Source organism: Nocardioides sp. QY071 (assembly GCF_029961765.1).
GTDB lineage: Bacteria > Actinomycetota > Actinomycetes > Propionibacteriales > Nocardioidaceae > Nocardioides.
The window spans coordinates 4,922,426-4,935,750 of record NZ_CP124681.1 but is presented as its reverse complement, the minus strand read 5'-3'; the positions used below and the strand labels follow the sequence as shown (position 1 = coordinate 4,935,750).

Sequence of the window (13,325 nt, the reverse complement as noted above, 5' to 3'; positions counted from 1 at the left end):
CTAGCGCCGCAGCTCCGCCAGCGCGTGCAACTGCTCGACATAGTGACCCGCCGAGTCCGCGGTGATCCGCACCGAGGCAGCGGTCGCGCCGACCTCCTCCAGCACCCCGAGCGCAGCGGCCGCAGCGTCCGGAGCGGAGGACGGGTCGAGGGCGATGTCGGGAGTGAGCACGACCTCGAACCCCTCCGGTACGTCGGCCCGAGCCAGCATGGCCGCCAGCTCGGCCGGCGCGAGGCCGAAGGGCACCCAGCCGTCGGCGAGCTCGACCGCCCGGCGCAGGGAGCGCGGGGTGCGGCCTCCGATCCAGAACGGGACGTGCGGCTGCACGGCATGGGGCGAGACGACCACGTCGGAGAAGGAGAAGTGCGGCCCGTCGTACGACGGCGCCCGGGTCGACAGCGCGGCCCGCAGCGCCCGCAACGCGTCGTCGGCGGCGGCACCACGCCCCTCGAACCGCGCGCCGAGCAGCGCGAACTCCTCCTCGAGCGAGCCGACGCCCAGGCCGAGGACCAGCCGGCCGCCGCTGACCAGGTCGAGCGTGCCGTAGCGCTTGGCGATGGCGAGCGGGTGGTGGTAGCCGAGGACGAGGACCTGGGTGGCGAGCCGGATCCGGGAGGTGCGGGCGGCGAGGTAGCCCAACGTGGCGAGCGGGTCCCAGTACGTGCCGCCGCGCTGGGTGGCGATGTCGGCGGGGACCATCACGTGCTCGCTGCAGGTGAGGAAGTCGAAGCCGAGGGTGTCCGCGGCCTCGGCGATCGCGCCGAGCTCGGCGATGCCGGCGTCGGCCTCCCACGGGGAGAACGACCCCGGCAGCTGCACCACCACGGGGCTGTTGATGCCGATCCTCACGTCACGCCTCTTTCCTCGTCCGCGTCCGTCTGATAGACCAAGTGCTTGCTTGGTTATCCGAACCCTACCCCCATCACGCAGGAGCCCGCCGTGACCAGCCCGCTCAACGACAGCCCCCTCGTCTTCTTCTCCTTCGTCACCCTCGAGGGAGCCGGGCCCGAGGAGCATCACGCCTACAACGAGTGGCACCAGCTCGACCACCGCCCCGAGAACCTCGCCCTGCCCGGCGTCGCGTGGGGCGACCGCTGGGCCCGCCCCGTCGAGTACCGCGGCGGCGTCGCGTCCGACGAGCACGCGCCGACCGACTACATCGCCATGTACTGGTTCAACGACCCCGTCGAGCGCGGTCTCCAGGAGTGGTCCGACCTCGGCGAGGACTCGTTCCAGTGGGGCCGCGGGCCGCTCATCCCGGGCGTGCGGCGCAAGCTGCTGTCGTTCTACCGACCCGTCAAGGGGTACGCCGCCGCGTCGGCGCTGGTGTCGCCCGAGGTGATCCCGTACCGCCCCAACCGCGGTCTCCACCTCACGCTGTCACGGCACGCCGAGCACCACAGCGGCGCCACCCACGAGCACTTCACCTGGCAGGACCGCAGCCTGATCCCCGCGCTGCTCGACCTCGACGGCGTCGCGGGCGCGTGGACCTTCTCCTTCGCCCGCCACCAGGCGCACCCGTCGCTGCCGCTCGCCACCGAGACCGCGGACGCGCCGGGGTCACTGCGGATCCGGCTCGTCTACCTCGACCAGGACCCGCTGCCGACCACCGAGGCCATCGAGAAGACCACCGCCGAGCTGACCGCCGAGCTCAGCGAGGAGGCCGTCGCCTCCGAGGAGGTCCTGCTCAGCACGCCGCTGCGCACGATCATCCCGTGGCAGGACTGGTGAGCACGCCGAGCGGGATCAGCTGAGCCCGCGCGCCAGCAGCTCGGCGAGATGGACCGGCTCCGCGTCGGGAGCCAGCTCGTCGAGCTGGGTGCGGCACGAGAACCCGTCGGCCAGGACGACGCGCCCCGGCTCGTCGGCCGACGACCGGACTGCCGGCAGCAGGTTCGCCTCGGCGACCGCGACCGAGACCTCGTAGTGCCCCTGCTCGACGCCGAAGTTGCCGGCCATGCCGCAACACCCGGGCACCGTCTCGACACTGGCCCCGGCCCGCTCCAGCAGCGCCTGGTCGGTCGACCAACCCATCACCGCGTGGTGGTGGCAGTGCGGCTGGGCGACGATGCGCACTCCGGCGAGCGAGGGCGGGGTCCAGCCCGGCGTACGCGAGAGCAGCTCGGCCAGGGTGGTGGTCGCCGCAGCCACCGCCGCCGCGTCCTCGCCCGGCACCAGCTCGCGCAGCTCGTGGCGCAGCACCGCCGTGCAGGAGGGCTCCAGTCCGACGATCGGTACGCCGGCCCGCGCGTCCGCGGCCAGGGCGGCGACCATCCCGCCCAGCCGGCGGGCGGCGCCGTCGAGCTGGCCGGTGCTGATCCACGGCAGGCCGCAGCACTCCTGCTGGCGGGTGATCCTCGGGTCGTAGCCGGCGTCGCGCAGCACCGCGACCGCCGCCTCGGCGACGCGCGGCGCGAAGTGGTTGGTGAACGAGTCGACGAAGAGCACGACCGGCGTACCCGTCCCCGCCGCGCCCGCGAACGAGCGCCGGAAGGTCCGTCGCGCGAACGCCGGCATCCGCCGACGCGTGTCGACCCCGGCCGCCTTCAGCGCGATCTTCCGCAGTGGCGCGAGGTCCATCGACCTGTTCGCGAAGCGCGGCATCGCGGAGCCGACCTTGGCCCACCTGGGCAGCCAGCCGACGGAGTAGTGCGACCGCGGGCGCAGCTTGCGCTTGTAGGTCTGGTGCAGCACCTCGGCCTTGTACGACGCCATGTCGGTCCCGGTCGGGCAGTCCGACGCGCATCCCTTGCACGACAGGCACAGGTCGAGCGCCTCGTGCACCTCGGGCGAGCTCCACGTCGTCGTACTCGACCCGTTGACGATCTCCTGCAGCAGCCGTGCCCGGCCGCGGGTGGAGTGGATCTCCTCGCGCGTCGCCTGGTACGACGGACACATCACGCCGCCCGAGCCGCTGTTGTCGGCGCGGCACTTGCCCACGCCGGTGCAGCGGTGCACGGCCTGGCCGAAGTCGCCGCCGTCGGAGGAGTACGCGAGCGCCAGCCCCTTGGTGAGTCTGGACGAGGCCGAGTAGCGAAGGTCGGCCGCGCTCGAGGCGGCCTCGACGAGGATGCCCGGGTTGAGCATGCGGGTCGGGTCGAAGACGTCCTTGACGGCGGCCATCAGGGATAGCGCGGCGGGGGAGTACATCCGCGGCAGCAGGTCACTGCGCGCGCGTCCGTCGCCGTGCTCGCCGGACAGCGAGCCGCCGAGCGAGGTGACCAGGTCGGCGGCGTCCTCGAGGAACGCGTGGAACGCCTCGGCCCCGTCGGGCCGGTCGAACGGGAAGTCCATCCGCACGTGGATGCAGCCCTCGCCGAAGTGCCCGAAGGGCATCGCGGTCAGCTCGTGCCGCGCGAGCAGGTCCTCGAACGAGGTCAGGTAGGTGCCGAGCCGGTCCGGCGGTACGGCGGCGTCCTCCCAGCCGGCCCATGCGGGCTTGCCCGAGGGCGCGCGCCCGGCGAGACCGGCGCCGTCGGCGCGGATCTTCCAGAGCCGGTCGGCCGTCCGGGGGTCGTCGATCACCTGCGCCGAGACGCCGAGGCCGGCGGCGGCCAGGAGGTCCGCGCGGCGCCGTACGTCGTCGGGGTCGGTGCCCGACAGCTCGACGAACATCCACGCGTCACCGGCCGGCAGCGGGGGCACCGCGTTCTCGCCGCGCCGCTCGCGGATCACCTCGACGATGCGCCGGTCCAGGCCCTCGCAGGCGGATGGCTCGAAGGCGAGCACCTCCGGCGTCGCGAAGCCCGCCGTCGGGAAGTCGGGGAAGCCGAGCACCACCATGATCGCGGCCTCGGGCGCCCGGACCAGCCGCACCGTCGCCTCGGTGAGCACGGCCAGCGTGCCCTCGGAGCCGACCAGGGTGCGGGTGAGGTCGAAGCCGCGCTCCGGCGCGAGGTGGTCGAGCGCGATGCCGGACACGTGCCGCCCGAAGGTGCCGAACTCGGTCCGCACGGTCGCCAGGTCGCCCGCGACGACCTTCCGCAGCCGCTCGACGACGTCGCTCCCGTCCGCCGTCGCCACCGGCGCGCCGGCGGCGTCGTACCCCGTCGTCAGCCCGGACCCGTCCGCGAGCAGCGCCTGCACCGCGCGCACGTTGTGCGACGTCCGGCCGTACGCCAGCGACCGCGCCCCGCACGCATCGTTGCCGATCATCCCGCCGATGGTGCAGCGGGTGCTGGTCGAGGGGTCCGGCCCGAACTTCAGGCCGTACGGCGCCGCCGCCCTCTGCAGCACCGCCTGGACCACGCCCGGCTGCACCACCGCGGTCTCGGCCTCGGCGTCGATCGACACGATCTGGTCCATGTGCCGGCTGAAGTCCACGACCACGCCGGGCCCGATCGCGTTGCCCGCGACCGACGTACCCGCGCCGCGGGCCGTGACCGTCAGCCCCTCCGCGCGCGCCGCTGCCAGTACTGCGGCCACCTCGTCGGCCGAGCGCGGGAACGCGACGGCGACGGGCGGGATGCGGTAGAGCGAGGCGTCGGAGGAGTATGCGCCGAGGACCGCGGCGTCGTCGCTGACGTCGCCCGCTCCGTGGCGCTGGAGCTGCTGAGCGATGCCGGACACGGGCTGCAATCTATCGGGCGGGCGGCACGGTCGAGGCGGCGCGGGCCGGGCTTGGACCTCTCGCTTGCGCCGACCCGGCACAAAGTGTCCTCCGAATCGCGCCGACCCGGCAGAAAGTGTCCTCCGAACCGCGCCGACCCGGCAGAAAGTGTTCGGGCGTGCGCACACTTTCTGCCGGGTCGACGTGATCTGCGAGCTATTTCGAGCCGGGTCGGCGGATCTCAGGAGCCCGTTCGAGCCGGGTCAGCGGGTGGCGGCGTGCCGCCCAGCCCGGCGGCCGAAGAACGACCCCTCGCCGAGCTGGGTGCCGGAGCAGTAGCCGGCGCCGTCCTGGGCGATGTTCGACGCGCAGGCGCCGGCGGCGTACAGGCCGGGGACGACCGAGCCGTCGGTACGACGTACCTCGCCGTCGACGGTGGTCGCCATCCCGCCGATGGTGAAGCCGGCGTACAGCGCGACGCCCAGCGAGAGGTCCAGCACGGCCCAGGGGCCGGCGGTCTGCGGGGCGATCCAGTCGGGGTGCTTGTGGAAGTCGGGGTCCTTGCCGTGGGCGGCGTTCTCGTTGTAGGTCTCGATCGTCTTGACCAGCGTGCCGGCGGGCATGCCGAGGCCGGACTCCATCTCCTCGAGGGTCTCGAAGCCGTCCTTGAGCGGCACCAGCGGCATGTGGTCCTCGCCGAGGTGCTCACTGTCGACGATGAGGTACGCGATGGCATCCGGCTGCTGGAGCACGTGGTACGACGTCCGCGCGTGGTAGCTGTCCTCCGCCACGAAGCGCTCGCCGTCCTTGTTGACGATGATCCCCTTGCAGCGCGACGACGGCGGGTAGAAGGGCGCGGTGATGAACGGCTCCTCCATGTTCTCCAGCGCCGCGCCGACGGACTCGCCGAGGCGGATGCCGAGCCCGTCGTCGTACGTCGAGCCGAGGGTGAACAGCTTCGAGCCCAGCGCGGGCGTGTAGCGGGCGACCATGTCGGGGTTCATCACGAACCCGCCGGCCGCGATGACCACGCCGCCGGCGGAGACCACGCCGTGCTGGTCGAAGGAGCGCCAGCCCACGCCGACGACGCGCCCCGACGTGGGCGAGCCGTCGACGACGAGGTTGCTCGCGCCGGTCTCGTAGCGGACCTCGACGCCGGCCTCCTCGACCGCGGTGCGCAGCAGGTCCATCACGATCCTGGTGCCCTCGGTGTCGCCCGGCACCGGCACCTTGTGGCCGCGCGGCGCGGGCGCGACCTGGTCGCGGAAGGGCCACACCTTCTCGTTGCCGGTGAACATCAGTCCCTGGGTGCCGGGCTGGATCACGGCCTTGCCGGGGAAGTACGAGCGCTCGAACTCAAAACCCAGGGACTCCAGCCAGTCGAAGTGCGCGACCGATCCCTCGCAGTAGGCACGGATCTTGACCTCGTCCGGGTCCTTGGTCGAGGCCATCAGGTAGCCGACCATCGCCTCGACCGAGTCGTCGTGGCCGGTGGCGCGCTGGACCGCCGTACCGCCGCCGAGGTAGAAGTGCCCGCCCGACATGGACGACGTGCCGCCGTGCACCGCGGCCCGCTCGAGCAGCAGCACCCGGGCGCCGGCGCGGGCGGCCTCGAGTGCGGCGCAGCCGCCGGCGATGCCGAAGCCCACCACGACGACGTCGTAGTGCTCGGCGTCGGCCAGCACGGTGGCCGGGAGGACGTCGGGAAGGGTCAGGCCGGCCGGAGCGTTGGGGGTTGCAGATGCCACGGCTGAAATCTAGAACATGTTCTACCGATAGACTAGGCCTCCGCCACCCGACGAAAGCCGAGTGACTCTTGACCTTCGACGTCCACCAGCTCGACACGTTCCTGCTGATCGGCGCCGGGGTCACGTTCCTGGCCGTGCTGGCAGTGCGGATGTCGTCGGGGATCGGGCTCCCCAGCCTCCTGGTCTACCTGCTCATGGGCGTCGCCCTGGGCGACGCGGGACTCGGCATCAACTTCAGCGACGCGCAGGTCGCCCACGCGATCGGGTTCGGCGCCCTCGCCGTCATCCTCGCCGAGGGTGGTCTCACCACGAGCTGGCGCGACGCCCGCCCGGCGATGCGGATGGGTCTGTCCCTGGCGACGCTCGGCGTGCTCGTGTCGATCGCCATCGTCGCCGTCGGCGCGCACTTCCTGCTCGGGCTGTCGTGGCAGCTGTCGATCCTGCTCGGCGCGGTCTGCTCGCCGACCGACGCCGCGGCCGTCTTCTCGGTGCTGCGCGTCGTGCCCCTGCCGAAGCGGATCACCGGCACGCTGGAGGCCGAGTCCGGCCTCAACGACGCCCCGACCGTCGTCCTGGTCACCCTCGTCTCGTCCGGCGCGGTCGGCGAGCACGGCCTGCTCGGCACCACCGGCATCGTCGTCTACGAGCTCGTCGCCGGCGTCGCGTTCGGCCTCGCGGCCGGCTTCGGCGGCGCCTGGGTGATGCGCCGCGCGGCCCTGCCGTCGTCCGGCCTCTACCCGATCGCGGTGCTCTGCCTGACCCTGATCGGGTACGGCGGCGCCGCGGCCGTGCACGCCAGCGGGTTCGCCGCGGTCTACGTGGCCGCGCTCGTCCTCGGCAACGCCGAGCTGCCGCACCGCGTCGCCACCCGCTCGTTCGTGGAGGGCCTGGCCTGGTTGGCCCAGATCGGGCTGTTCGTCATGCTCGGCCTGCTGCTCTCGCCGGCCCGGCTGACCTGGGAGGTCATCGGGATGGCCGTCGTCGCGGGCAGCATCCTGACCTTCGTGGCGCGGCCGCTCTCGGTCGTGGTGAGTGCCGTCGTACGGCCGATGAGGTGGGCCGAGCTCGGCTTCATCTCCTGGGCCGGGCTGCGCGGCGCGGTCCCCATCGTCCTGGCCACGATCCCGCTCGCCGAGGGGGTCGACGGGGCCACCCGGCTCTTCGACATCGTCTTCGTGCTCGTCGTCCTCGACACCCTCATCACCGCGCCGTCGCTGCCGCTGACCGCCCGGCTGCTGCGGGTCGCCCGCCGCTCGGAGCCGCGCGGCATCGAGGTCGAGGCGGCGCCGCTCGACCGGGTCGCCGCGGACCTGCTCCAGATCACGATCAGCCCGGTCTCGAAGCTGCACGGCGTCGAGGTCGGCGAGCTGCGGCTGCCGGTGGGCGCCAACGTGTCGATGGTCGTGCGCGAGGGGCGCACCATGGTGCCCGAGCGTCGTACCGTCCTGCGCCACGGCGACGACCTCATCGTCGTCACCCCCCGCAAGCTGCGCGAGGCCACCGAGAACCGGCTGCGCCAGGTCAGCCAGGGTGGCCGGCTCGCGCAGTGGCTCGGGGACTGATCAGCTGGGGTCCTCGGGCTGGCTGCTGAGCGGCGGCGTGCAGACGTAGGCGTCCTTGCGCGCGGTCACCGTCGGGTGCCCCTCGACGACGCCCTTGAACCGCTTGCCGACCACGATCGTCACGCCGGGGTAGCCGGACGGCTGGTCGACGATGTCGACGTCGCTGCCGAGGTACGACGCCAGCAGGATCGCCGCGGGGTCGCCGGGGTCGTCCGACCACACCTGCGCGGCCACCGTGCCGTCGGTGTCGGGGGCGTTGCCGGTGTCGCCCTTGGCGAAGCCGAAGCCGACCAGCTTGTCCATGGTCGTGCCCGCCAGGCCGTTGGGCCCGCCGCCGTTGAGCACGGTGACCATCACCTGGGGCGGCGCGAGGTCGTCGCCCTTGGGGATCAGGGTGGAGGTGCAGGGCGCGGCCTCGACCTTCTCGGGGAACGGCTGGGTCACCTTGGCCCAGCCCCACGCCGCGCTGGCGACGAAGACCACTGCCAGCGCCCCCAGGGTCACCGCCGAGCGGCTGCCCGCCTTGACGTCGAGACCATTCATCGGGCGCTCAGCCCTCCATCCGGATCACGCGCGCGTGGAGCACGTTGCGCTGCTGCAGGGCGGCCCGCAGCGCGCGGTGCAGCCCGTCCTCGAGGTAGTAGTCGCCGCGCCACAGCACGACGTGGGCGAAGAGATCGCCGAAGAAGGTGGAGTCCTCGTCGAGCAGCGACGAGAGCTGCAGCGTGTCCTTGGTCGTGACCAGCTGGTCGAGGCGGACCTGGCGCGGGGGCACGGCGGCCCACCCCTTGGAGGTGAGGCCGTGGTCGGGGTAGGGACGCCCGACCCCCACACGCTTGAAGATCACGGCTTCGGAGTCTACGGGGCCAGGCCGCGCCTGACTGCGACGGCGTGTTCGGCCTAGAGTTCCGGCATGACGCAGGAGCAGACGCCCACTCCCGACGCAGCACCTGACACCGCAGCCCCCGAGGCACCCGCAGCCCCCGCACCCGCCGCGAAGAGCCCGATCGAGGAGGCGATCGCCCCCGGGTACGCCTTCGAGGGTCCCGCGCTCGAGCTCGGCGGCCTGATGACCGGCCCCGACCAGCTCTCCGGCAGCACCATCCGGATCCCGCTGGCGATGCTCAACCGGCACGGCCTGGTGGCCGGTGCGACGGGTACCGGCAAGACCAAGACCCTCCAGCTGATGGCCGAGCAGCTCTCCGCTGCCGGCGTACCCGTCTTCGCGGCCGACATCAAGGGCGACCTCTCCGGCATCGCCACCGCCGGTGAGTCCAGCGACAAGCTCCTCGCCCGCACCAGGTCGGTGGGGCAGGACTGGAAGGCGACGGCCTTCCCGGTGGAGTACTACGCGCTCGGCGGGCAGGGCATCGGCATCCCGATCCGGGTGACCGTGTCGTCCTTCGGCCCGATCCTGCTCAGCCGGGTGCTCGGCCTCAACGACACCCAGGAGTCCAGCCTCGGCCTGGTGTTCCACTACGCCGACAAGCAGGGCCTGCCGCTGCTCGACCTGCAGGACCTGCGCGCCGTCGTCCAGCACCTCACCAGCGACGAGGGCAAGCCCGACCTCAAGGACCTCGGCGGCCTGTCGTCGGCGACCGCGGGCGTGATCCTGCGCGAGCTGATCGCGTTCGCCGACCAGGGCGCCGAGGCGTTCTTCGGCGAGCCGGAGTTCGACTCCGCCGACCTGCTCCAGCAGGCGTCCGACGGACGCGGCCTGGTCAACCTGGTCGAGCTGCCGAACCTGCAGGACCGGCCGGCGATCTTCTCCACCTTCCTGATGTGGCTGCTGGCCGACCTGTTCCACGACCTGCCCGAGGTCGGCGACGTCGACCAGCCCAAGCTGGTCTTCTTCTTCGACGAGGCGCACCTGCTGTTCAAGGACGCGTCCAAGCCGTTCCTGGAGTCGATCGCCCAGACCGTGCGGCTGATCCGGTCCAAGGGCGTCGGCGTCTTCTTCGTGACGCAGAGCCCGACCGACGTACCCGACGACGTGCTGGCCCAGCTCGGATCCCGGATCCAGCACCAGCTGCGCGCTCACACCCCCAACGACGCGAAGGCGCTCAAGGCGACCGTCAACACCTATCCCAAGAGCGCGTACGACGACCTCGGCGAGGTGATCACGACCCTCGGCATCGGCGAGGCGATCGTGACCGTGATGGGCGAGAAGGGTGCACCGACGCCGGTCGCCTGGACCCGGCTGCGCGCGCCCGAGTCGCTGATGGCGCCCAGCGCTGCTGCGTCGATGGAGGCCACGGTCAAGGCCAGCCCCCGTCAGGCGAAGTACGCCGAGGTCGTCGACCGCGAGTCGGCCCGCGAGATGCTCGCCAAGAAGCTCGAGGAGGGCGCGAAGGCGGAGGCCGGCGAGAAGGCCGACAAGGCCGACGCGAAGGAGAAGGCCGCCCCGAAGGCGAAGAAGGACGACGGCAACGCGGCCGGCGAGATCGTCAAGGACGTCGTGAAGTCCTCGGCGTTCAAGCAGTTCATGCGCACCGCGGCCGCCGAGATCGCCCGCGGCATGTTCGGTACGGCGCGCCGGCGCCGCTGACGTCCCCGAGGTCCCTGACGAACACCGCCGGGCGGCTCCTGCGTGAGGAGCCGCCCGGCGGTCCGGGGAAGGCGGTCGAGGAGCGCCGGTCAGGCCGACCAGCGGATGGCGTCGTCGACGAAGTCGGCGAGTGGGTGCACTCCGCGCAGGTCGGTGCGCTCGTCCATCAGGCGCGAGAGTCCGTGGGCATGGCGGTCGCGCAGGGCGGCGCGGCGGGCGAGTGAGCGGTCCACGGCGTCGAGGTCCTCGACGGGCTCGAGGTGACGCCCTGCGATCTGGGTCTCAGGAGAGGTCGTCTTGGTCATGGATCCAGCCTGTGGGCCGCAGGTTTCGGGTCGGCCGCGCGACGGTTACGAGTTGGTGACCGGGCCTGTGAGCCGCGCGACAGTGCGCTGATGGTCAGGCGCCGTCGGAGCCGTTCAGCAGAAGGAAGAACACGGCGACCCCGACCAGCGCGCCCAGGATGCCGAGCCCGGCGCCGGTGAGCGCCGGCCGCTGTGCCGAGGGGCCGAGCAGGAGGCGGCCGATGGCCGCGCCGACCGCGGCGGTCACGAGTACCTGCGCCGGCACGATCAGGTTCTCCCCGGTGTCGGTGCCGTCGAGGACGAGGGCGCTCAGCGGCAGGGCGACGCACCCGACCACGACCAGGACGAGGACCAGCAGCAGGATCCGCACGCGCTCAGCCTGACAGAGTCTCGTGCGCCTCGACCATCGCCGGCCCGTACCAGGTCAGCAGCCGCCCCGACACCAGCCGCGTCGGGACCCGGGTGAACGCCTCGGGCCCGTCGTCGTGCGTGAACACATAGGGCTCGTCGGGCAGCAGGATCAGGTCGAGGTCATCGCGGTCGAGGTCGGCCAGGTCGACCTTGGGGTAGCGGTCGGCGCCGGTGCCCCCGGCGTCGTACGCGTTGCGCCAGCCGAGCCGGGCCAGCAGGTCGCTGGTGTAGGTCCGCGGGCCGACGACCATCCACGGGTCGCGCCACACGGGGACCGCGACCCGCCCGCGCGCTGTAAGGGGCGGGTCGGACCAGAGCTCTCCGGCGCGGGTCAGCCACGCAGGAGCAGCGAGCCCGAGGGCTTCGCCGTACAACCGGGCCAGGGAGGCGAGCGCCTGCGGCACCGTCTCGATCGCGGTGACCCACACGGCCACGCCGGCCTCGCGCAGGCGGCGTACGTCGAGCTCGCGGTTCTCCTCCTGGTTCGCCACCACCAGGTCCGGGGCGAGGGCGCGGATCGCGGCGAGGTCGGGGTTCTTGGTGCCGCGTACCCGGGTGACGGCGAGGTCCGCGGGGTGGGTGCACCAGTCGGTCGCGCCGACCAGCCGCTCGGCCGCGTCGGTGGCGATCGCCTCGGTGATCGAGGGCACGAGGGAGACGACCCGGCGCGCGGGACCGGGGAGTGGCACCGGAGCGCCGAGATCGTCGACGAGGGGCCTGATCACGGGCTCACCGTAGTCCGTGCTGACCAGGCGGCGGACCGGTGATGGCTCCTTCGGGCCACCCCGATCGGACCCTCGCCCCTAGCCAGTAACAGGTTCTATACGCAAGGATCGGCTCGATCTTCGCGATCCGGCTCGAACATGGGCAGCCCGATGGGGCTGACCGGATCGCACTGGGGGGAGAGAAAGGTCCACCATGCTCCGATTCCGACTTCTGTGTGCCCTCGGCGCGGCGACTGCCGCCGTCGCCGCACTCGCCCCGGTGACCGCCGGCCCCACCGCTGCGGCACCCGCGGCCGGTGTGTCGGCGCTCAGCAAGGGCGCCTGCGGCGGCGAACGGCCGGCCAGGCCCGGCGGCGGGCGCTACACGTGCACCTTCGAGGACGACTTCAGCGGCACCGCCCTCGACCGGTCGAAGTGGGTGGTCCAGGACACCTCGCTGAGCGGGTTCCACGCCGGTCAGAGCGGCTGCTATGTCGACGACCCCGACAACGTGAGCGTGGGCTCCGGCCAGGTCTTCCTGACCTCGCGCAAGGAGGCCGAGCCCTTCGTGTGTCACAGCCCGTACGGCGACTACACGACGGACCGCACCGCCGCGACGATCGCCACCTGGGGCCTGTTCGCGCAGACGTACGGCCGCTTCGAGTTCCGCGCGAAGCTGCCGGACACAGCCATCCAGGGCATCCACTCCGCGCTGTGGCTCTACCCCCAGAAGTTCACCTATGGCGCCTGGCCGAACTCCGGCGAGATCGACGTCGCGGAGTGGTTCAGCGGCGGCGCCGAGAACGTCTACCCGTCGGTCCACTACGCCGGTGAGGACCCCTGGAAGAGCACCGGCTACAACTGTCCGATGCCGAGCGCCGGCACCCAGTTCCACCGCTACGCCGTCGAGTGGACGCCGACCTCGATGCGCTTCCTCTACGACGACCGGGTCTGCTTCACCCACTCCTGGACGCCGGCCGCGCCGTTGGTGGCGCCGCAGCCGTTCGACCAGCCGTTCTACGTCGTCCTCACCCAGGTCTTCGGCGGCGGCTGGAACGCCATCACCGACCAGACGCCCACCTCGGCGACGACCGCCGTCGACTGGGTGCGGGTCTGGAAGTAGTCGCCATCACGCGCCATGATCGGCGCGTGAACGCGATCTTCGGGTGGTCGGTCCTGGCCCTGGTCTTCGTCGACGAGCTGCTCGCGGTGGCGGCGTTCGGGGTCTGGGGCTGGGACCGCAGCCCGCGGTGGCTGCTCGTGTGGCTGCTGCCCCTGCTGGCGATGACCGTCTGGTTCCTCCTGGCCTCGCCGAAGGCGCCGTACGGCGGCCCGCTGGTCCGCCCGCTGGCCAAGGTCGTCGTGTTCGGGCTCGCCTGCCTGGCACTGTGGGACGCCGGTCACGAGGACTGGGCGGTCGCCCTGCTCGTCTTCTCGGTGGTCGTCAACGGGCTCGCGCAGCTGCCCAGCATCCGGGTCCTCTCCGAGCAGGAGTAGC

13 protein-coding genes are annotated in these 13,325 nt (G+C 72.3%); 5 read left to right on the top strand and 8 right to left on the bottom strand.

Going from position 1 to position 13,325, the window contains the following annotated elements:
• Positions 1 to 849 carry a TIGR03619 family F420-dependent LLM class oxidoreductase gene (locus QI633_RS23815; protein ID WP_282427267.1) on the bottom strand — a complete coding sequence of 283 codons (849 nt, stop codon included), beginning with the start codon at positions 847 to 849 and terminating at the stop codon, positions 1 to 3.
• Between the two features lie 90 nt (positions 850 to 939).
• Here QI633_RS23815 and QI633_RS23810 point away from each other — a divergent pair, with 90 nt between their 5' ends.
• Complete coding sequence (locus tag QI633_RS23810; protein ID WP_141797056.1) at positions 940 to 1,731, top strand: hypothetical protein; 792 nt, start codon at positions 940 to 942, stop codon at positions 1,729 to 1,731.
• A gap of 15 nt (positions 1,732 to 1,746) precedes the next feature.
• Here the strand turns inward: QI633_RS23810 and QI633_RS23805 are convergent, their stop codons facing one another.
• A complete protein-coding gene (locus QI633_RS23805; protein WP_282427266.1) occupies positions 1,747 to 4,569 on the bottom strand; it encodes an FAD-binding and (Fe-S)-binding domain-containing protein in 2,823 nt (940 codons plus the stop codon).
• A 243-nt stretch (positions 4,570 to 4,812) separates the two neighbouring features.
• Entirely contained in the window at positions 4,813 to 6,297 is a 1,485-nt protein-coding gene (locus QI633_RS23800) for an FAD-binding protein (RefSeq protein WP_282427265.1), read from the bottom strand.
• A 68-nt stretch (positions 6,298 to 6,365) separates the two neighbouring features.
• Here QI633_RS23800 and QI633_RS23795 point away from each other — a divergent pair, with 68 nt between their 5' ends.
• Entirely contained in the window at positions 6,366 to 7,859 is a 1,494-nt protein-coding gene (locus QI633_RS23795; RefSeq protein WP_141797058.1) for a potassium/proton antiporter, read from the top strand.
• On the opposite strand, the gene QI633_RS23790 is transcribed toward QI633_RS23795, so the two are convergent.
• Together QI633_RS23790 and QI633_RS23785 are read right to left on the bottom strand one after the other, a co-directional pair.
• Complete coding sequence (locus tag QI633_RS23790) at positions 7,860 to 8,402, bottom strand: LytR C-terminal domain-containing protein (RefSeq protein WP_141797059.1); 543 nt, start codon at positions 8,400 to 8,402, stop codon at positions 7,860 to 7,862.
• A 7-nt stretch (positions 8,403 to 8,409) separates the two neighbouring features.
• A complete protein-coding gene (locus tag QI633_RS23785; RefSeq protein WP_141797060.1) occupies positions 8,410 to 8,706 on the bottom strand; it encodes a type II toxin-antitoxin system VapB family antitoxin in 297 nt (98 codons plus the stop codon).
• Between the two features lie 66 nt (positions 8,707 to 8,772).
• Here QI633_RS23785 and QI633_RS23780 point away from each other — a divergent pair, with 66 nt between their 5' ends.
• A complete protein-coding gene (locus QI633_RS23780; RefSeq protein ID WP_282427264.1) occupies positions 8,773 to 10,407 on the top strand; it encodes a helicase HerA-like domain-containing protein in 1,635 nt (544 codons plus the stop codon).
• An 89-nt stretch (positions 10,408 to 10,496) separates the two neighbouring features.
• Here the strand turns inward: QI633_RS23780 and QI633_RS23775 are convergent, their stop codons facing one another.
• The 3 genes from QI633_RS23775 to QI633_RS23765 form a co-directional block, all read right to left on the bottom strand.
• Complete coding sequence (locus QI633_RS23775) at positions 10,497 to 10,712, bottom strand: hypothetical protein (protein ID WP_260805745.1); 216 nt, start codon at positions 10,710 to 10,712, stop codon at positions 10,497 to 10,499.
• A gap of 94 nt (positions 10,713 to 10,806) precedes the next feature.
• Positions 10,807 to 11,082: a hypothetical protein gene (locus tag QI633_RS23770; RefSeq protein ID WP_282427263.1), complete on the bottom strand. Its 276-nt coding sequence runs from the start codon at positions 11,080 to 11,082 to the stop codon at positions 10,807 to 10,809.
• A gap of 4 nt (positions 11,083 to 11,086) precedes the next feature.
• Positions 11,087 to 11,848, bottom strand: a complete 762-nt coding sequence (locus QI633_RS23765; protein WP_313901089.1) for a helical backbone metal receptor — start codon at positions 11,846 to 11,848, stop codon at positions 11,087 to 11,089.
• 193 nt (positions 11,849 to 12,041) lie between these two features.
• Here QI633_RS23765 and QI633_RS23760 point away from each other — a divergent pair, with 193 nt between their 5' ends.
• Together QI633_RS23760 and QI633_RS23755 are read left to right on the top strand one after the other, a co-directional pair.
• Positions 12,042 to 12,950: a glycoside hydrolase family 16 protein gene (locus QI633_RS23760; RefSeq protein ID WP_282427262.1), complete on the top strand. Its 909-nt coding sequence runs from the start codon at positions 12,042 to 12,044 to the stop codon at positions 12,948 to 12,950.
• Positions 12,951 to 12,976: 26 nt separating this feature from the next.
• Positions 12,977 to 13,324 (top strand): YrdB family protein, encoded by a 348-nt coding sequence (locus QI633_RS23755; protein ID WP_160158160.1) that lies wholly within the window; start codon positions 12,977 to 12,979, stop codon positions 13,322 to 13,324.
• Position 13,325: the final 1 nt, after the last annotated feature.

Excerpts from the sequence above, each read along its gene's own strand:
- QI633_RS23790 (WP_141797059.1), bottom strand. The coding sequence starts at position 8,402 with ATGAATGGTCTCGACGTCAAGGCGGGCAGCCGCTCGGCGGTGACCCTG.
- QI633_RS23780 (WP_282427264.1), top strand. The coding sequence starts at position 8,773 with ATGACGCAGGAGCAGACGCCCACTCCCGACGCAGCACCTGACACCGCA.
- QI633_RS23775 (WP_260805745.1), bottom strand. The coding sequence starts at position 10,712 with ATGACCAAGACGACCTCTCCTGAGACCCAGATCGCAGGGCGTCACCTC.
- QI633_RS23760 (WP_282427262.1), top strand. The coding sequence starts at position 12,042 with ATGCTCCGATTCCGACTTCTGTGTGCCCTCGGCGCGGCGACTGCCGCC.